The organism is Desulfonema magnum (assembly GCF_017377395.1).
Taxonomy (GTDB): Bacteria; Desulfobacterota; Desulfobacteria; order Desulfobacterales; family 4be13; genus Desulfonema_C; species Desulfonema_C magnum.
In genome coordinates, this window is record NZ_CP061800.1 from 4,091,203 (window position 1) to 4,111,538 (window position 20,336).

Annotated in this window: 12 protein-coding genes; 7 read left to right on the forward strand and 5 right to left on the reverse strand. The window is 46.8% G+C overall.

The window, feature by feature from the left end:
• The first annotated feature begins 18 nt into the window (after positions 1 to 18).
• From dnm_RS15900 to dnm_RS15915, 4 genes are all read left to right on the forward strand, one after another.
• A complete protein-coding gene (locus dnm_RS15900; protein WP_207677906.1) occupies positions 19 to 972 on the forward strand; it encodes an electron transfer flavoprotein subunit alpha/FixB family protein in 954 nt (317 codons plus the stop codon).
• A gap of 186 nt (positions 973 to 1,158) precedes the next feature.
• Positions 1,159 to 1,503 (forward strand): membrane protein insertion efficiency factor YidD, encoded by a 345-nt coding sequence (gene yidD, locus dnm_RS30730; protein ID WP_246556376.1) that lies wholly within the window; start codon positions 1,159 to 1,161, stop codon positions 1,501 to 1,503.
• The gene (locus dnm_RS15910; RefSeq protein WP_207677908.1) at positions 1,500 to 2,225 is read left to right on the forward strand and encodes a hypothetical protein; all 726 of its coding nucleotides are present in this window, start codon (positions 1,500 to 1,502) and stop codon (positions 2,223 to 2,225) included. The genes yidD and dnm_RS15910 overlap by 4 nt, the downstream gene beginning before the upstream one ends.
• Positions 2,226 to 2,407: 182 nt before the next feature.
• Entirely contained in the window at positions 2,408 to 3,940 is a 1,533-nt protein-coding gene (locus dnm_RS15915) for a 30S ribosomal protein S1 (protein WP_207677909.1), read from the forward strand.
• Here the strand turns inward: dnm_RS15915 and dnm_RS15920 are convergent, their stop codons facing one another.
• On the reverse strand, positions 3,941 to 4,468 hold the full coding sequence (locus dnm_RS15920) for a MarR family winged helix-turn-helix transcriptional regulator (RefSeq protein ID WP_246556000.1): 528 nt from the start codon (positions 4,466 to 4,468) through the stop codon (positions 3,941 to 3,943). It lies immediately after the preceding gene.
• 1,128 nt (positions 4,469 to 5,596) lie between these two features.
• Between dnm_RS15920 and cas7-11i the strand changes: the two genes are divergently transcribed.
• From cas7-11i to cas6, 3 genes are all read left to right on the forward strand, one after another.
• Positions 5,597 to 8,818, forward strand: coding sequence for a type III-I CRISPR-associated gRAMP effector Cas7-11i (gene cas7-11i / locus dnm_RS15925; RefSeq protein ID WP_207677910.1), 3,222 nt, complete (start codon positions 5,597 to 5,599; stop codon positions 8,816 to 8,818).
• 490 nt (positions 8,819 to 9,308) lie between these two features.
• Entirely contained in the window at positions 9,309 to 10,196 is an 888-nt protein-coding gene (cas10i, locus tag dnm_RS15930) for a type III-I CRISPR-associated protein Cas10i (RefSeq protein WP_207677911.1), read from the forward strand.
• A 218-nt stretch (positions 10,197 to 10,414) separates the two neighbouring features.
• The gene (gene cas6 / locus dnm_RS15935) at positions 10,415 to 11,470 is read left to right on the forward strand and encodes a type III-I CRISPR precrRNA processing endoribonuclease Cas6 (protein WP_207677912.1); all 1,056 of its coding nucleotides are present in this window, start codon (positions 10,415 to 10,417) and stop codon (positions 11,468 to 11,470) included.
• A gap of 65 nt (positions 11,471 to 11,535) precedes the next feature.
• Here the strand turns inward: cas6 and dnm_RS15940 are convergent, their stop codons facing one another.
• From dnm_RS15940 to dnm_RS15955, 4 genes are all read right to left on the reverse strand, one after another.
• Entirely contained in the window at positions 11,536 to 12,888 is a 1,353-nt protein-coding gene (locus dnm_RS15940) for a methyl-accepting chemotaxis protein (RefSeq protein ID WP_207677913.1), read from the reverse strand.
• 288 nt (positions 12,889 to 13,176) lie between these two features.
• Complete coding sequence (locus dnm_RS15945; protein ID WP_207677914.1) at positions 13,177 to 15,390, reverse strand: TonB-dependent receptor plug domain-containing protein; 2,214 nt, start codon at positions 15,388 to 15,390, stop codon at positions 13,177 to 13,179.
• Between the two features lie 427 nt (positions 15,391 to 15,817).
• Positions 15,818 to 17,914, reverse strand: coding sequence for a condensation domain-containing protein (locus dnm_RS31310; RefSeq protein ID WP_207677915.1), 2,097 nt, complete (start codon positions 17,912 to 17,914; stop codon positions 15,818 to 15,820).
• Positions 17,883 to 20,324, reverse strand: a complete 2,442-nt coding sequence (locus tag dnm_RS15955; RefSeq protein ID WP_207677916.1) for a non-ribosomal peptide synthetase — start codon at positions 20,322 to 20,324, stop codon at positions 17,883 to 17,885. The genes dnm_RS31310 and dnm_RS15955 overlap by 32 nt, the downstream gene beginning before the upstream one ends.
• Between the last annotated feature and the right edge of the window lie 12 nt (positions 20,325 to 20,336).

The window sequence follows — 20,336 nt, forward strand, 5'->3', positions numbered from 1 at the left end:
ATTTTCAAAAGGTGAGACATGGCAAATATAGGCGTACTAATTGAGACAAGTGACAACGAGGTTAAGAAGGCTAATTTTGGCGTAATCAGTGCTGCCCGGGGAGAGGGTGGTAATGAGATTTTCGGTCTGGTTCTGAGCAGTGACGCGGCTCCGTGTAAGGAGGCTGCCCAGGAATATGGCGTGCAAAAGGTCGTGGGCGTGTCAGCTGAAGGGGCGGATATTGGTTCAAGTCCTGATCTCCAGGCAAGCGCTTTGGCAGATGCAACAGAACATTTGGGGATTGATGTTCTGTTCGGTCTGAGCAGCGCGCAGGGAAAAGACCTGCTGGCAAGGGTCGCGGCCATTCTGAATGCACCGCTGGTCATGGACTGCGTCGGCGTGAACCTGACCGAGAATACGGTGACGAAATTCCATTTTGCCGGAAAAACTTATGCAAGCATAAAAGTCACCGGCAATCGCTGGGTCTGCGGTATTCGTCCCAATGCCATCGAGGCCCGTCCGGCACCCTGTGAAGCTGAAGTGATTTCTCATCAGTCTGCGGTTCAGGATCCGGGGAGAATGAAAATCAGAGAGATAAAGAAAGGGGATTCCGAACAGGTTGATCTGACTGAGGCTGAGATCATCATCAGCGGCGGAAATCCAATGGCTTCCGCTGAAAATTTCAAAATTCTGTATGATTGCGCTGAGGTTCTGGGAGCGGCTGTGGGCGCATCAAGATCGGCAGTGGACGCGGGATTTGCCCCTCATGCCATTCAGGTGGGGCAGACCGGAAAGACAGTCAGTCCGAAACTTTATATTGCCTGCGGCATATCTGGTGCGATTCAGCATTTCGCGGGAATGAAAACCTCAAAGACCATTGTGGGAATCAACAAAGACGCTGAGGCCCCCATTTTCAACAAATGTGATTACGGGGTGGTGGGAGATCTCTTTGAAGTTGTCCCCGCACTGACCGAAGTTCTGAAACGCGGCTGATTCGCAGCAGGGTCCCCTTCGACAAGCTCAGGGAGCGGAACCGGAACCGGAACCGGGTACGTGCCGCTCGTTGAGCCTGCCGAAACGGGCAAGTTGCCCCCCAAAAAAACCGTTATAATCAGCAAAAATATGAAAAGGAATCCTCTGATGCAAACGAGGAACACGATGCGGAGACTGATATATGCCATGGTTTTTGGCTTCCTTTTTTCCTGCGCTCACTCAGACGCAGTTAAAACGGAATCTGAAAACAAATTCAACCCAATATCTGACATAGTTCGGTTTTACCGGGGACCTTTGAATCATTTTTCCGCGGTCAGGCGGTCAGAATGTCCTATGTATCCCTCATGTTCTCAATATAGTCTTCAATCTCTTCATCAGCATGGTTTGTTTATCGGATGGATGATGACCTGTGACCGTCTTATGCGGTGCGGTCGTGATGAATTAAAATTATCACCAGGCACATCCGTTGATGGGAAATGGAAATGTTATGATCCTGTAAAAAATAATGATTTTTGGTGGAATCCAAGATGAGCGATCAGCTTTCAGCAGTCAGTTGTGAGCAATTACCGCATATACTCAGCAAAGGAGTGCAAAAATCTTCGCTCTGTTTTGCAAAAAACCGCTTCGCTCTATTTTTGCACTCCGGAAAAAATCTTCGCTCTGTTTTGCAAAAAACCGCTTCGCTCTATTTTTGCACTCCGGAAAAAATCTTCGCTCTGTTTTGCAAAAAACCGCTTCGCTCTATTTTTGCACTCCGGAAAAAATCTTCGCTCTGTTTTGCAAAAAACCGCTTCGCTCTATTTTTGCACTCCGGAAAAAATCTTCGCTCTGTTTTGCAAAAAACCGCTTCGCTCTATTTTTGCACTCCGGAAAAAATCTTCGTTCTGTTTTTGCAAAAAACCGCTTCGCTCTATTTTTGCACTCCGGAAAAAATCTTCGCTCTGTTTTGCAAAAAACCGCTTCGCTCTATTTTTGCACTCCGGAAAAAATCTTCGCTCTGTTTTGCAAAAAACCGCTTCGCTCTATTTTTGCACTCCGGAAAAAATCTTCGCTCTGTTTTGCAAAAAACCGCTTCGCTCTGTTTTTGCACTCCGGAAAAAATCTTCGCTCTGTTTTGCAAAAAACCGCTTCGCTCTATTTTTGCACTCCGGAAAAAATCTTCGCTCTGTTTTTGCAAAAAACCGCTTCGCTCTATTTTTGCACTCCGGAAAAAATCTTCGCTCTGTTTTTGCACTCCGGAAAAAAAATTTTGATCTGCTGATTGTGAGACTGATTTGAAAAAAATACTTGCGATTACCCCGCTGATCTGTCAGAATAAAAAATATAATCAACGTTTGCTGAAGGAAAAACCACGGAATCGCTTTTCGTAAAGTAAAATCTGCACTGATGTGCAGATTTTCCGTATTTTATAATTCTTTTTGGGAGAATAACAGTTATGTCAGATAATTTTATAAATGAAAAAAATGACAATGGAGCAAAGAGCTTTGCCGATGCTGTCGGCTCTTATTTCCATGACAAAAACAAGGAAAGTAAGGTGGAAACCTTTGCAGATCTCCTGGAATCTTACGGCCCTGGCATGAATGAAGATATTCGGGTCGGAGACAAAATCAGGGGAGAAATTATTTCAATTGGGAAGGATACTGTCTTTGTTAATACGGGGACTAAAATTGACGGGGCCGTGGAAAAATCAGAACTTCTGGATGAGAACGGGGAATTACCTCACGAAAAAGGCGACATCCTGGAACTGTATGTTGTGGGGTCTGATGAAAATGAAATCCGGCTATCCAAGGCCCTCTCAGGTATCGGAGGGATTAATCTTCTGCGAGATGCCTTTGAAAGCGGTCTGCCTGTGGAGGGAACGGTAAAAGAGGAGTGCAAGGGCGGTTTCCATGTTGAAATGATGCAACGAACGGTTTTTTGTCATATCAGCCAGATGGATTTGAAATTTGTTGAAACGCCTGAGGAGTATATTGGAAAAGTTTATCCTTTTATGATTTCACGGTTTGAGGAAAAAGGTAAGAATATCGTTGTTTCAAGACGTATGCTGCTTGAAAAAGAGCAGGCGGCCGCGCAAAAAAAGTTCTTGGAAGAAGTTTCCCCCGGGAGTATTCTGGATGGCAAGGTTTCAAGTCTGAAACCCTACGGGGCTTTTGTGGAACTTTTCCCAGGACTTGAAGGCATGGCTCATGTTTCGGAACTGAGCTGGTCAAGGGTGGAAAAACCAGAGGACATTTTAGCCAAAGGAGATTCCGTCACAGTCAAAGTGCTGGATATTAAAGAGGGAGATAAATCAGGTCATTTGAAAATCTCTCTTTCTCTCAAACAAGTTGACGGAGATCCCTGGGAAAGTGACGAAGAAAAATTCCATGAAGGGGATAAGGTCAGGGGAAAAGTGACACGGTGTATGGATTTCGGCGCGTTTGTGGAAATTGCCCCCGGGATCGAAGGTCTGGTGCATATCAGTGAAATGAGCTATAAAAAACGGGTCTTAAAAGCTGAAGATATCGTAACAGTCGGCGAATTCGTTGACGTCATGATCAAAAATATTGATATGCGGAAAAAAAGAATTTCTCTAAGCATAAAGGACGCCGAGGGAGACCCCTGGATCGGTGTGGCGGAAAAGTATGCCGTGGGCCGGTCCGTGGAAGGCACTGTGGAGAAAAAGGAGAAGTTTGGCTATTTTGTCACCCTGGAGCCCGGGATTACAGGACTTTTTCCGAAATCAAAAATAAGGAAATCCGCTGATGCCTCACGGATCGAAAAGCTGAGGGAGGGGGATGCCATAACGGTCATTATTGAAGAGATACACCCGAGAGATCGGAAGATAACCCTCGGTGCCGGTGATGCGAAAGATGAGGGGAACTGGCAGGGGTACGCGAAGGACTCGGGTGCAACAACATCTATGGGGTCTCTGGGGGAGAAATTACAGCAGGCACTTAACGCTAAAAAAAAGGACGGGGGGCGTTAGTTATCGGCCGTTCACGTTTCCGTTTTTCTCTGTTGCCAGATCAATAGGGCCTGTTGTCAGAAACGGAGACGCGTCGATCTTCTTTGCATCTGTCATGGAAACAAGGCGCTGTAATGAACTGAGTATCATCATCTGCTCCCAATCCTGAAGATTGCTGAACTGCCTGATAAAAGACTCCTGCATCGGAGGCGGGGCATTTTTCAGTAATTCCTTGCATGCAGGAGTTGCCTGCACAAGCACGCGGCGTCTGTCAATATCGCTCCGGCGGCGGGTAATCAGATTTCGTTTGGCCAGACGTTCCAGGATGCCGGTGACGGTGGCCTGGCTGAGACTGATTGCTTTGGACAACTCACCGACCGATATTTCTCCGAGCCTGGACAACTCCTGTAAGATAATCAGTTGCGGGCCGGTCAGCCCGAACTGGCGTACAAGGTATCGCGAATGCAGATCTATTGATTGGATAATTCTTCGGAGAGCAATGAGTACCTCATCACAGACAGAGTGTTGAATATGATTCTTTTCGTTCACGAAATTTTTCCTTTATGTTTTATCAGATTGTCAGATTTTTATAGTTATCCGGACAAAAGTTTTTGTTTTTTATTCCTTTTCAGCATATCCAAAGTTCTGTATATCTCCTTATGATCCCCGTTCCTTGTTCCCATGCTTCGCGTGGGAATGACGGAGGGACGTCTGACATAGTGAAATCCTCCGTGGCCGGACGTGAACTATCCGATGTTGCGTTCTCACGCAAACCATGAAAATGAGAGCTGTGAGATTTTGGGAACGCGAGCTGTAAAGTTTTTGCGCTCTGCTGATTTTAATAAACTCAGAGTGCCCGGGCAAAAGTTTTCCGGTCTTTTATCGGCCCCGAACCCTGATATTTCTGAATTTAATTCTGAAAAATATATGGTATGGCGGGGTACTTAAAATATACAACATCTTTTGTCCATGTATTGAATATAACGTCACGATAATTTGCGGATAAATTAAATCCTGTTTTATGGCAAAGCATTATCAGAAACACACGGATATTTAAAAGCTATATAAATAAAATATTTGCTTTCAAAATAATGTCAAGCGGGAAACAATCCTATACAATCATATCTGTATATGTTACACAGGTTTTCAGAAAAATAAAATCAGTAAATCAAAATTTAATTTCTTTTACCGCGAAAATACATTTTGAAAACCCGGGTTTTTTATCTGAGAATAGTTTCATAACCGGGGGTTATTTTGAAACTGTCAGAGAAAGAATTACCGTGAAAATACATTTTGAAAACCCGGGTTTTTTATCTGAGAATAGCTTCATAACCGGAGGGAGGCGAAAAACCCGGGTTTTTATGAGCGGTTATTTTGAAACTGTCAGAGAAAGAATTTTGTGAAATCAGCAGGTATCGGACATTTATTGGAAATATTTTTTTAAAAAAACATCTGACATCCGACAGCCTCGTGAAAAATCAGATTTTTTCGGGGTCTCGTTCCCAGGCTTCGGATTGGGAACATATCTGTGTACAATGCTCTGCTTTTGTATCTTTTGTGAATTTCGCAACCTCCGGATTTTTCGTCATTCTTCGAAACCGGTAAAAAAAGTTGCACCTGGCCTTAATTATTCACAAACTTCTTTCTTTTTAATGCCATAAAAAAAGGAGTGCGCTTATGATTTTAAAAGGCAAACTTTATGTGGAATCACCGATTTACAGGGGAAATGCCCGTAAGACGCTTTTTACCAGAGACGGAGACGGATCCCATCGTCTGGTTTCTCTGGCCGGAGAGGTGTCAGGCACTGCCCAGGCGCTTATGGACGCGTTTATCGGTGAATCCAAAAATCGGAAAAATATCGGTCTGATCAATCAGCTCTGGGCGCGGTTATACGGGGTTCCCTTACCAAATAATCTGATCACCGGTGTGGACTGCAAGCTTCAAAAACAAAGCTATCCCCGAAACAATTTTTTTGATTTGCGCATGGGGATAAAACTGAATGAGGATCGCTGGGCAGCCGAAGCCAATGCCAATTATAAGATGGAAACCGTGCTGCGCAATTCTGTGTTTGACTTTACCTTGTCTCTGAAAGAGGCTGTGTTGCAAAAAAACGAGAACAAAACCCGCCTGTATTATGTGCTTGAGGAAATGAAAGCAGGGAGATTCTGGTTTGGCGCGGGGAAAAGCAAAGGCATGGGAAGGGTCCGCCTTGAAATGGAACTTCCGTTCTCAGTGTCTGATCAGCAGGCAGAATCATCATCCGGGGCCAATCATTTAAACATAGACATAACGTTTAATGCGGAAAATCCGCTTTTGGTGGGGTGGAACTGGGGAAAGATTGATCCTCACACGCCTTCCTTCTCATCCATCGAAGGCGCACTGATGATCAGTGCCATGAAGAATATACCGGAATCCATCCGCAAACGTCTGGAAATGGCCCTGGGAGGCCCGATTTTAAGCCCGGATGACTGGAAACAAAAATTTGCAGAACATCTTCCGAGAATTATTGCGATTTGTTTAAAGGAACAATCTTCCGCCGAAGTTGAGTTCTGGGTATTGCCGGCCTCGGGTGTCGCCAAACTGAGCAAGGGAAAGCACGCGCTCACAAAAAAACTGGTGAACAAAATAAAACCCCTGGCAGACAAACCGTTTCCCAGTCCGGAAGCTGCGGAAGAGGCGTTTAAGGAAGCTTTTGGGAAAAAGGCGAATATGGCAAAACGGGTGATGAAAGAGATTGAGCAGCAGCGTCAGATCAGTCAGAAACTGGATGATGCAACATGGCTCGGCATTGCCGCCAGTCTGGGACTGGATGAAAGCCTTAAAGAAAGTCTCTCTGAAAACACGCAGGATGAAGCCGCGCTGACAGAGATTCTGAAACCGGCCTGCCAGAAAATACTTCCCCGGCTTTATGACCAGGTGGATCAGCAAATCAAATTGCTCCAAAGCGATGCCTGGGTGGATGCCGAAATCATTACCCGTGAAGAACATCTGCTGATCAAGACCATGCTGGCCGGCGGCAAAATTAAAGAATACCAATGGAATGATCCGGGAATGCCCCCGGAAGGTATCCGGTCCGCGACCTGGCGGGAGTTTCTTAATTCACATGCGCGGATTCAGTTCCGTCATATGCTGAATACCCAGAATTTGAAGAAAAGCATCACCAATGATAAAAATCAGATTGAATTCCTGAAAACCTATCGGGATCAGACCCGTCAGGAGCTTTCCCAGCCCTGGCATATTGATTTTCGGCGGGGCGGCGCGTCCAACCGGGAAGTATCCCGTAAATACGGAAAGCCGTTTGATACGATTTTCATGCGGATGCTGTCATGGTCACCATCTTCCCGGGAACAGGGAACATGGGAAACTTATATTCCGGGCAGCACCATCAAAGGCGCTTTCAGAAAACGGGCGTCCATGGTACTCAGAACCTTGTGGGGGGAATCAAGAAAAACTGCTTATGTACTGGACCGGCTGTTTGGGGCACAGCGAAAGCGGGGGATGGTTTTCTTTTCGGACGCGTATCTTGCTGACCCTTATGAACCGGGACGTTCCTGGTGTTCCATGGACGGAATCAGGATGGACCCCAAAACAGGCCAGCCTGTTGAAACTTCCAAGCGGGATTATCTTTATGCTTACGGGGACCAGCTTACCTTCCAAATTCGGATGGATATCCAGGATATTGAAGAGAGTGATATCGAAATGATCTCTGTCCTGTTTCATCTGCTCCGGGATTTCCAAAACGGTGATATTCCCCTGGGGGGTGAAAAGACAAACGGTTTTGGCTGGACCGAAGTTGAAATATCCAAACTCACCTGGCTCACGGCCAAAGATTCAGCAGGTATCACGCAAAAACTGTTCGGCAAACACGCGTTGAATCAGAAAGGACTATGGCAGGCATTGGAGCTTGAGGGAGAATCCGCGGCAGATGCGTTGCAGCCGCTTCAGGCGCTTGTGCCGGAAGCAAAGACCGGCGCACCTCCGAAAGCCAAAGGCGGATTTATTTCCCATCGGGCTTTTGGCGGCTATTGCGGAACCTTGGTGGTGGAAGCGGAAACACTGACGCCTGTTAATATTCAGGAGAGCGGGGAGCCTTCGTTTACCACCATGCTTGAAGACGGCCCTGTGAACGGATGGGACTTTTTTTCCATGTCTCCTCCTGAGGCGGACCAGCGGAGTTCTGACAGGCTTTACGCGCTTCCCAGCCGAAGTATCCGGGGGATGCTGCGTCATATTTATACCATTGCCACGGATTCCCGGGGCGAAAGTGCGGATATCAGCCGCCTGAATCCCGCGGAAAGTCTGTTCGGCTGGGTGGGAAATGCTCCGAATCAGGCACTCATGGGACGTGTGTCGTTTGGTTTTGGCAAGTTCAGGGAACTGAAGCAGGAACCCGCGTGGTTTAAAGTGCCATATCCTTACGGTAACTGGCAATGTAGCGGGGGATCATGGAAAAAAATAGCTGGCAAACTTGCTTCAAAACAGCTCGTTGCCAATCACTGGCGGCTTTTTCCCCACGCGCCCCTTGCGCCTGTGGTCACGCGGGTTGACGGATTTAAACCCGATACCTTTCAGGCTCGCTATTTCAAAGCCATATTACCGGGTGAACGCGCGTGTTTTACCATTCGCTTTTGGAATCTTCTTGAAGAGGAATTGCAAAAGCTGCTGTGGTGCGTGGCTTTGGAGCCGAAACTTGCTCATAAAATGGGGAATAACCGATATCTTGGTTTTGGCAGTGTTCGGCTGAAAATCCTTGATGACAGTTTCCTCATTGACTGGAACAAACGGTATTCAGGCAAAAATAACTGGCAAATACCCATAAAGGTTGATAAACTGATTGATCCCAAAAAGATCATGCATTATAAAGAATTGCAAAATGCGCTAAACGCTTCAACTTTATAGTTTTTAAAAAAATGTCTGCGGCTCCGGAGTGCTAAACTTACAGTTTGGCAATCCTTTCAATTCCCGAAGAAATATCTGCGGCTCCGGAGTGGCAATGGGTGTAATTAAAAGTGTTAGGTTTCAAAATTATTGGATAGCCACCGTATGTAATTTCAGATAGTTATATCTCTGAATGGGCTTCACCTAACACTTTTAATTACACCCGGTGGCAATTTTTTTTAACCTCTATATAAGCACCCTGACATAAATTTTACAATAACTTTTTTTCGGATAAGAAACTAAGTTTTTTTTAGAAAACTTAGTTTCTTTGTTTCCATATCCGAATTTATATTTCTCAACTATTTCTATTTGTTGAAACACTGAACGCTGTGTGCAGGACAAAAAGTTGTGACGCGTGAAGAAACCCGGCTTTTCCCAGCGGAAAAACCCGGGTTTCTCTGCTGTCCGTCTTTTTTGTCCGGGACACAGAACTGAAATACAAACACACTCAATGCTAACTATATTTGACTGGCTGCGCCGGAGCCATTCCGGCTCGGAATTGCTGACTGTCCTGGAATATGCTGTATCAAAACCGGAGATTTTCCCTTGTGACGAAGAGATCAGCCCTCCGATTTCCGCTTGTAACAGGCCCTGTAAGCGATGCTGGATATATCCGAGGATGAAACTCGGAACTCAGAACGCTGAAAGCGAATATTGCAAAACATGCCATACCATTGTCACCAAGGCGAAAAAAGTAGGCAAAATCGCCCGCCAGGTCGTTGTTATCTGGGGCTTTGTCAGCCATATTCCGAATCAGATGCAAACAAAAGAGGGGTTCTATGCAAAAAATGCCATTGGTTCATATGTTCATGACTCCAACCATTTTCTGTTGCTGATCGCCCGTCGTGAACTGAAAACCTGGATTCAGGAACTCCTTATTTATCATGGGACTGATATAAGAGGACTCATCCAGATATTTCCCACAAGCGGCGGTGCAAACAACAGCGGCATGGGAGAAGTTCTGTGCAGAGCTGCTCATCAGGAAACCCGCTTTCCCATGGATATGCTGCGTGTCCGCTTCTTTTCCAATCCGTTTCAAATCTTTTCTCCTCAGACCCGTGACGAAGGCGGTCTGCTGACGTTTGAAGTGACCGAGTTTCTGAGACTGTTGGAGATGACGGAAATTTTTCGTTCACTTTTAAAGCCTGATGAACAGAAAGCCCTTCGTGAGTTGGTCAGTCTGAAAGACAGAAGAGAAGAACAGTTCTACTGGGGGCGATTCATGGGGTATCTGAGCCAGGAAGCCAAAGACATGCTGAATGCCTGGAAAATCAGGCAGTGGCCCAAAAATCGAATCAAACTGCTGTATGAACTTGCGGATTATGTTCTTTATCGTTAATGGGGCGAGGGGCGAGGGGCAAGAGGCGAGGGGCGAGGGGCAAGAGGCGAGGGGCGTGGAACAAGAGGCGAGGGGCGAGGGGCGAGGGGCAAGAGGCGAGGGGCGAGGGGCGAGGGGCAAGAGGCGAGGGGCGTGGAACTTGGGGTTATGTATGAGTTTGTGATTTATCTCACCCCTTGCCTCTTGCCCCTCACCTCTCGCCCCCCAAAGGATATAAAATGTTAGGATACAATCTTTCTTTAAATCGTTATCTGATGGTTTGCCGGGTGAACAGGTCCCTGGTCTGGTTTCCGAATTTTCCGTCTGTGGAGATGTCTCTGGTTCTGGGAACTGCTATTGCCAATCGTCTTCCCACGACTCAGGCGCGGCCGTGGATGAAATCTCTGGCATCATGGGAACCGTATCTGGAATCTTTTGGCGGTGATATTTCTTCTTTGGGTAAAAAAAAAGGCAGAAAGCGGAAATCCCGGAGGAAAAAAAATAATAAGCAGGCGCAACGCGCCCTTTCCGCTAAGATACCGGAGAAGTCATGGCCCATTGAAACGGTATTGTTTTTTTATCCGGGCAAGCGGAATTACGGGGAGGACGAACTGATCTTCTGGGAACTAAAACTCATGGGAGAAAGCGCGGATCATGGTTTGTTTCTGGAGGTGATTCTGCCTGCTCTGGAAGAACTGGGAAACAGGCGGGATTCCCGGTGGGAGTATCCCAACTGTCTGTGGGGCAAGTTCGACATTGATTCTGTTTATATGGCCCGGGGATATCTTTGGGAACCGTTGGTGAGACACGGGCGACTGGACCTGAGGTATAAGGCAACGCCCCGCCAATGGAGCGAGGGTCTGAATTTGGACATGAAACATCAGCAAAGTTCCGGAACACAGGTCTTTGATTCTCTGGACTGGGTCATGCCTTTTGATTTTGGAGGATCAGGCGAGGAAAACTGGCTGCCCACATTAAAACGGATATTAGAAGCTTTTATCGCCCGGGCAGCATTGCTGACCATGGGCACCAATTACGATCTCAGTGCGTTTTGGAAATCTCTGAGCGAAGAAGATCGGACATCTCTGGAGAACGCTGTCATCTGTGCTTCAGACAATCCTGTTCTGAAAAACAACTTCAGTTCTGTGCCGGAGCATTGGCCGGGACGCCGGACAGGAGAACAGATTTTTTCCGCTTCCATAGCGGATTTGATCATTCCGTATCTCGGACTGGCCTCAATATTTCATATTGGAAAGTATGCTCATTTCGGGTGCGGTACATTTTTCATTCATTAATTCACCGGAGTGTGGAAAGCATCTCAGAACGCATCCGGATCCGGCCTTACTTGTTTTCAGGGATGTCATTTCCCCCCGACCAGTGATATCATCTCTCTGGCAAACACCTTCATCTGTTCAGCTTGGATATTCAAATTCTCAGATGCGGAAGCTGAATTGTCGGCGTTTATTGTATTCTGCTGGGTTGTATTGTCCATATTGGCCACTGCCAGATTTACCTGCTCTGTTCCGCGGGCCTGTTCCTGGGAGGCTGTGGCAATTTCTTCCATAAGTCCCTTTACTTTTCGGGTAATCTCACTTACCTTGGTAAAAACGTTATCTGCCTGGGTGACGAGCAGCGTGTCATCCGCTACCCGCTTCACCGTACTCTCAATGAGCGATGATGTATTTTTTACAGCATCGGCTGAACGAATCGCCAAATTTCTCACCTCTTCAGCGACCACTGCAAATCCGGCTCCTGCATCGCCGGCCCTGGCTGCCTCCACAGATGCATTGAGAGCCAGAAGGTTGGTTTGAAAAGCGATTTCATCAATGGTTTTGACGATTCTGAATGTTTCTCTGCTTGATTCCGAGGTTTCTTCTATGGACATGCTCAGTTCTGCCATCAGCTTGCTGACCTGCTCAACAACCCGGTAGGCTTCCTGAACGAGGATATTTGCCTGTTTCGCGTTATCCGCATTTTGTCTGATCGTGGAAGACATCTCCTCCAGGGAGGCTGATGTTTCCTCAATGGATGTGGCCTGCTCAGATGTTCTGTTGGCTAAGGATTGGCTGGCAGAAAATACCAGTCCCGAAGCTGAGGCCACCTGTTCAGCACATTCATTCATCTGATTCGAGACTCTTTGCAGGACACGGATAATTCCCCGGGCAATGAAAAAAGCAATCAGCAAACCCGCCGCGATAAGCACAAGACCTGCAATAAATATAATTTTTAAAAATGTTTTTGTTTTATCAAGGACGTGTTTTTTTGTGAAAATAATTTCCACAAAACCGACATTACGATTGCTGGCATTATGCAGAGGAGAAAATATGATGAGTTCCTCTTTGCCGTCCTTTATGATCGTTTTGTCTGTTTTACCGTAGTCTCTGAAATGATCTGTTCCCGCGGGATTGCCTTTTACAAGTTTCAGTTCTGTATTGAAAACAGAGACAGATTTGATAAGATTACCTTTCGTACCTATCCTGAGCATATTGATCGTCTCTTCAACAGATGCTCCGTCGTCCAGTAGCATTGCTTCCATACCAATCGCGAGATTATCCGAGAGAAGCTGAACAATAAAATCAGACCCTGCTGTCTCTTTCATTATATTCGCGGTCAGTTTTTCGATGCTGGGCGGAAGAATGAGCATGATGAATACGAGCATCAGAAATCCGATGCCTCCCCCCAGCGTCATAAGCCTGAATTTGACAGACCACATATTTTTCGGTCTCCTTTCATTTATTGAGTGAGGAAACAAAGAAACTAAGTTTTTGAAAAAAATTAGTTTCTTTGTTTCCTATTTCTGGTTCGTGGAAATAATCACAGATATTCCTGTTTGGAAATTGGGCAATTAAGTACCTAACCATAAGTTTTCGATATTTGCCCGAGAAAGAAACCCGGCTTTTTTCCCGGAATGATCCGCCTCCGGTGAAGGAAAAAGCCGGGTTTCTCCGCCGTTCACAGAAAAAAAGATGTATAAAAAACTTTTGCTCGGGTACTTAACATATCAGAAGGAATACGACACCCTGGTCATAAATGTTCTTCCAGGCCGGGGCATATCGTTTTGAATAGCCGTACTCATATCCGGATATCTGTAATCTTCATTAAAAAGATTAAAACCGCTGACCTGTAATTCAATCCCTTTGATGAAATTCCTGAACGTCAATGAAGCGTTAAACAACGTACAGGAATCTGTCGCCTCCCGATTATCAATAAATACCAGTTTCTCACCATCCCACATCTTCTCCTCACTCCGCTTTCTTTTCCCTATGTAGTTCAAAGAGATGTTCGTTATCATGTATTCGGACAGATCATAGTTCAGACCGATATTTCCGTAAAATTCCGGTGTCCCACCGGGATAAAAATCTCCCTGTGTCTGCGTTGTTCCTTCAATGATCTCATGCCTTGTATTTTTCACATCCTGCCAGGTAAAATTACAATACGCGTATTTATATTTGTCAAATGCCATCTTAAAATCTGCTTCCACACCGATAGCTTCCATATTTCCTACATTTTCATAAACTCCCTCAGCATATTGAATAAGGTCATTGCTCTCCACGCTGAAAAAGGTCAGACTGCCTCTGATATTTTTGGCAAAGTCACACCCGATCTGTCCTTCCAGCGTGGTGATTTTTTCCGGTTCAGCGTCTTTGTTTCCCACGCCTCCGGGGTTGTTTTTGGTATATAATTCCAGAAATCCGGGCGCACGAAACGCTTTGCCGTAAAGCCCTTTGAGCCAGATTTTTTCTGTAGGAGCATAGACGAGTCCGAAACGAGGGGTGGTGCTGGAACCGACATCATCGTAATCATCATACCGTAAGCCAGCAGTAAAAGAGAGATTCTCCACGCCTTTCTCCAGAGAGAGAAGCGCTTTTATATCGAAGATTCCCTGTCCGTAAACCGCCACAACATTTCGCTCTGCGTCTTCGGCCCAGTTTGCAACATCCGATATGTCTGTCTTTCCCCCGGGAAAATATTTATAGGGAAAGTCAGAATAAGGAATGCCGTTAAGCTCAAGTGGTGAGCCGGTATCATTGTAATTTGCATAATGTCTTACCTGAAACATATCAGAGTACTCATAGGATGTTCCCGCGGTTAGCTGAATTCCCGGATATAGTTCATAATCGCCTGAAATCTCGCCGCCCCGGACAGACATGTCGCTATGTGGTCCAGCGTGAATTCCCTCACCCGGAGGAAACCCGGTGTGTATCTCCATCTCTGCGGTCTCTTCGGGAAAAACTTCAAAATAAGCCTCATAATGCGCATAATCATAGAATGCCCTGAAGAGCAAATGCCCTTTGTCAGCCAGGGTCATTCTGTAGCCAAGTTCGCCATAAGCATACAGACTGTCCAGTTCACCTTCATCCGTTAATGCGTTGGCAAGTCCGACAGGGTTTTCAAAATCAAGTTTCTGAAAAAAACCGGAGAAATAAAATTCATCATAACTGATATTTGTCTGAAAGGTATAATACTCTTTGCCGCTGGTCATTTCTCTTGACGCTGAAGGTGCAAATATGGGAGAGTCTGTTGCCGCGTCTGATTCAATGATGCCGTCATATCCGTCTGTGGTATGATAATCCGCGTAGAGATAGGCTTTAACATTATCTTTTTTATATGAAAATTCACCGTAAGGCTTTATGGTTTCAAAGGTTCCGCCTTGCACGGATATTTCAGAGGGATCGTCTCCGCCTTGTTTGGTAATCACATTGATTACGCCCAGAAAAGCCCCAGTGCCGTAAAGCGCGGAACCGGGGCCGCGGATGATTTCAATTTTTTTAATATTGTCAAGGGGTAAAGTATTGAAATGCAGATAGGCGCTCCCGTACTGAGCTTGCATACTATGCCCGTTTATCATCAGTTTGATTTTGTCGTTCATACTTGAGGAACCCATTCCGCGTATATTTACCTTATGGTCGGGATAAACGATTCTGTGGCTTATATCAAACCCGGGCACGGTTCTTAGCACATCAATGATATCTCTGGCCCCCATGTTTCTGATTTCCTCGCCGCTAATCACTGAAACAATTGACGGAGCTTCCTGTGCTGTCATTTTTGTTTTTGTTGCAACAGACACGTCCGTATCCAGTAATTCTTCAAGAGACATTTTTATCAGTTCCTCTGTTTTCAACTCTTGTTCCTCTGCAACCACTTGGAACGAGAGGATTAAGACAGCCAACACCGTCAAAACTGAAAGCTTTTTCAGAATTCCCAAACTTTTCACGATTTCTCCTTTCTTTAGTTGTTTTTATTTATGATAAGTACCTGAGCAAAAGTTTTTACAGATCCCTGACAAAGAAACCCGGCTTTTTCCGACATGGAAAAACGCCTCATCCGGGAGAAAAAGCCGGGTTTCTTTCCCCGTAAAGGCTGTCTCGGATTATAATCAAAAGTCGGAAAAATTTATGGTTAGGTACTTATAGCATGATTCTGATTTACACGCTCGTGTTTTGGCCTCGTTCCTATGCTTTTTTCTCATTTTCAGATTCCGACTTCACGAGACACAAGTCTCGGAGGCTGCCTTGCCGGAGAGGAATTTGAAAACAAGAGAAAAACAGGACGCGAAGCGTCCCCTCTGCATTCCCACGCAAAGCGTGGGAATGAGAGTGAAGGGGGCCGTGGCAAATACTGATCCTGATCCTTTTTATCTGTTATGACTGGCGGTTTGTAATGAAAGATTTCAGCACTTCCATGAAACTTTCAGCCAAATGCACGACCGTAGCCCGTTTATGAATGTTTTCGCTGTACCTCCAACTCATTTGCAGTCTGTCCTCGGCCACAAATCCGTCCACTTCCAGCAGATGAAAACGATTTCCCTGCTGACTGCGGGTAAATTCAAATAAGTACTGATCAAACTGCCCCATGTAATTAAAACTTATTTCTGCCTGAGGCATCGCCTCCAGTCTGCGGCGAATGGTTTCATCTCTGCTCATGTACCGAAGAAGGCTGTAGCCGATACCCCGTTGAGGAATGCTGCGCAACTGTTCTTTGACAGATTTCACGATGTTCCCGGGATGAGAATCCGTTTCCAGCTTCAATAGCACAGGAAATACAATAGTAAAACAGCCTGCAGTGCGAGACAGATCAGTATCCGGAAAAAGTTCCTCTCTGCCATGTGCTTCCAAATCAACCAGCAGGGCCAGTTCTCCGGAGTAACGATTCAGGGTTTGCAACAGAGCAGCCAGCAGCACATCATTGATTTGGGAATTGTAAATGCCCGGTATGTCATACAACAATGCGTGGGTATCTTCAACTCCCAGAGAATTCAGAACACAACCTGTTGAAAGCACAGTGTTAGCTGATTTGCCAGATGGATAGTCCACCGGTAAAGAAGGAATATGAGACCGGACATCCGACAGCCAGTAGTCCGACTCTGCGGCTAATGATTCTGACTTGACATACTCTGCCAAACGGTAAGCCCAGTCTTTGTAAGCTGTTGTCTTGAGCGGAAGCTGAATCGGTTCTCCGCGTCCGACCTGTCCGCAGGCAGTAAAGAAGTCCTCCAGTAAAATTCTGCACGACATGCTGTCGGCTGACAGATAATGCATAACTATCACCAAACGATCAGGTTTGTCCGAGCCAAAAAAGAGCAGACCTGCCTGGGTGACAGGGCCTTCTGAAAGGTTCAGTCCTTTTCTCAGCCTAGCGATTTCGGACTCAGCCGCGGTTTCCTGGTCCTCGGGTGAAAGACCCGATAAATCTGTCACCGTGAAAGGCACTGTTTCATCCGGCTCGGCATTGATTTGCTCCCAGTCCCGCCAATTATCAGACAATGATTTAAACCGTAAGCGCAGCGCGTCGTGATGTAACAGCAACTGGCGAATAATTTCCTCAAACTCATTCGGTTCCAGGTTTTGCGGTGCATCAATCAGAACAGACATATTAAAGTGGTGGCATTCGGGCATACTATGTTCAAACACATAATACTGAGCAGATGTCAGCGGCAACGGTCCCGTTATCACTTCCTGCTCCGCCCGGACCGAAGCGGCAGTTTCTGTCACCACCTCAGCCAGTTTGGAAACGGTCTGATGTTCAAATATCTGTCTGGGAGTAAGCTGGATTCCCACCTGACCCGCTATTGTCCGGATGGTCATGCTCAAAATAGAATCTCCTCCCAGTTCAAAAAAATTGTCGTGAATACCGACTCGATCCAGTTTCAAGACCTTGGCCCATATATCGGTCAGGAGTTTTTCCGTGGTGGTACAGGGAGGGACAAAACCTTCTTCGGGTCTTTTTCGGAGCAGATCAGGCCGCGGCAGCGTACGACGATCTGTTTTGCCGTTCGGGGTCAGCGGCAACGCGTCCATGGGTACGAAAGCCGCAGGAACCATGTAATCAGGCAGCTTCTGCCTGAGAAATTCTCGTAGTGCTTTGACAGAGGGAGCCGGTTCTTTTTTGAAAACAACATAAGCCGCCAACTGTCTGGCACCGGATTCATCTTCATGGATGATAACCACATTTTCCCGGATATCAGGATGTCCTGCCAACACACTTTCAATCTCTCCCAGTTCCACACGAAATCCCCGAAGCTTCACCTGATGGTCAATCCGTCCGAGATATTCAACATCCCCGTCCGAAAGATAACGCGCCAGATCCCCGGACTTGTAAAGACGCATTCCTGAAAATTCTCCGGTTTCTATTTTTATGAACCGCTCTTTTGTCAGCTCGGGACGATTGAGATAGCCCCGTGCCACGCCCGCGCCGCCAACATACATTTCACCGGGAATGCCGGCCGGCAGAGGCTGCATATTGCCTGTCAAGTATGTAAAGCCGAAGATCAGGAATTGGAGAACCGATCACAGATCCCGGGCTGGCCAAATCAGCTATGGTCAGGGGGCGATATGTGACATGAACGGTCGTTTCCGTGATACCGTACATATTGATTAGCTGAGGAGACTGATCTCCGTGTCGTTCAAACCACGGTTTCAGGCTCTTCAGCTCAAGCGCCTCCCCGCCGAAGATCACCAGGCGTAAGCTGATATCCCGGCCGGCGTCCGAAGCTTCATCTGCCCGAATAAGCTGACGAAATGCAGAGGGGGTCTGGTTGAGAACCGTTATCTGCTCTCTGCACAGCAATTCATGAAAGGCTTCGGGGGACCGGCTCACCCAGTAGGGAACCACCACAAGACGGCCTCCGTAAAGGAGCGCGCCCCATAGTTCCCAGACTGAAAAATCAAATGCGTAGGAGTGAAAAAGCGTCCACACATCATTTTCATTAAAGCGGAACCATGAATCTGTTGCCTGAAAGAGGCGCACCACATTGTAATGAGTTATCAGAACCCCTTTGGGCTTCCCGGTGGAACCGGAAGTGTAAATTACATAAGCGAGATTATCGGGTGTTGCTTCGGCAGCCGGATTGTCCTCATTTTCCCGGGAAATCGTTTTCCAGTCCGTATCCAGACAGATGATATGCCCTCCGTAATCAGGCAATCCGCTTATCAGTTTTTGCTGGGTCAGCAAAACCGATAACCGGGTATCTTCCAGCATAAAACCAAGACGTTCCTCAGGATAAGCCAGTTCCAAAGGCACATACGCGCCGCCTGCTTTGAGGATTCCTAAAATTCCCACAACCATGTCTGAAGATCGTTCCACACAGATGCCCACCAGACTGTCCGGCCCCACTCCCAGTTTTTGAAGATAATGAGCCAGCTGATTGGCCCTGGTATTCAGATCCTGGTAAGACATTCGGTTCTCCTCAGACACAAGTGCTATGGCATTCGGAGTCTTTTCTGCCCAGGCTTCGAACAATTGATGAAGACATTTGTCCCGGGGATACGCTGTCTGAGTATTATTCCATTCAGCAAGCCACTGATGCCGTTCCTCCGAAGTCAGCAAAGGTAATTCTCCGATTCGCTGATTCGGATTCTCGGCAATGCCTTCCAGCAGCATCTGAAAATGTCCGATCATTCGGGTGATCGCAGCCTTATTAAAAAGATCGGTTTTGTATTCTATACTGCCGATGATGCCTTGTTCCCGGTCATCCAGTGAAAAGGTTAAATCAAACTTCGCAGTGCCGGAATGGACATCCGTCAGGCTTATGTCCCATGCAGGATGATGTTCCGGCAGAGCAGGCTGAAGCACAAAGGCAACCTGAAAAAGGGGATTCTGACTTATTCCGCGCTCCGGCCGGAGCGCTGCCACCAGCTTATCAAAAGGCATGTCCTGATGCTCATAAGCCTCCAGTGTCACTTCCCGTATCCGCTTCAGCAGGTCTTGAAAACCGGGATTACCGGAAAGATCGGTACGCAGAACCAGCGCGTTGAGAAAATGCCCGATGACATCTTCAAGTTCTGACTGGCCGCGCCCTGATGTGAATGTGCCGATGACAATGTCTTCCTGCCCTGAATAGCGGTAAAGCAGTGTTTTAATGGCCGCGGACAGTGTCATGAACAGCGTGACCCCCTGCTGACGACTTAAGGTCCTGAGTGCCTCTGTCAGATTTTTGGACAGTGCAAAGCCTTGCCGATCCCCCTTGGATGTCACTGCTGACGCCTGGGGATGGTCTGTGGGAAGCTGAAATACAGGCATGTTTTCCAGCTTTTTTTTCCAGTACGCCAGATGGGGCGCAAGGACTTCGTCTTGCAGCCATTCCCGCTGCCATGCGGCAAAGTCGGGATATTGTATCCTCAGCTCAGGGAGGGGTGAGGGGTTTCCAGAAGAAAAAGCCCTGTAAAGTGTTTCCAATTCCGGAAAAAATATACGGTAAACCGATATTCCGTCCATTACAATATGATGTGCAACAAAGAACAAGCGATAATCGGTGTCTCCCAATTGCATGAGGATGGCTCGCAGAAGCGGCCCCCGGGTGAGATCAAAAGGGCGGTTCATTTCCTCTGCGGCCATCCGCAAACATTCAGATTCCCGTTCAGCTTCAGGGAGTTCACGAAGATCTGTCAGCGGCAGAGAAAAAGGAAAGGGACGATGAATTGCCTGAACAGGTTTCCCGTGGTCTGCTGTGGCAAAGGTGGTCTGCAAGGCTTCGTGACGCCGGATCATCTCCGTGAAACTCTGCTCCAATGCCGAAGTATCTATGTTTTCGCTAATGCGAATGCTGAAGGCATCGTTATAAATCGGCAGCTCAGGGTTCAGGCTGGTGATAAACCACAACTGCTGCTGGGGAAAGGAAAGAGGAAAAGTTTGGATATTGTTCTGATTCATCTGATCACCTTA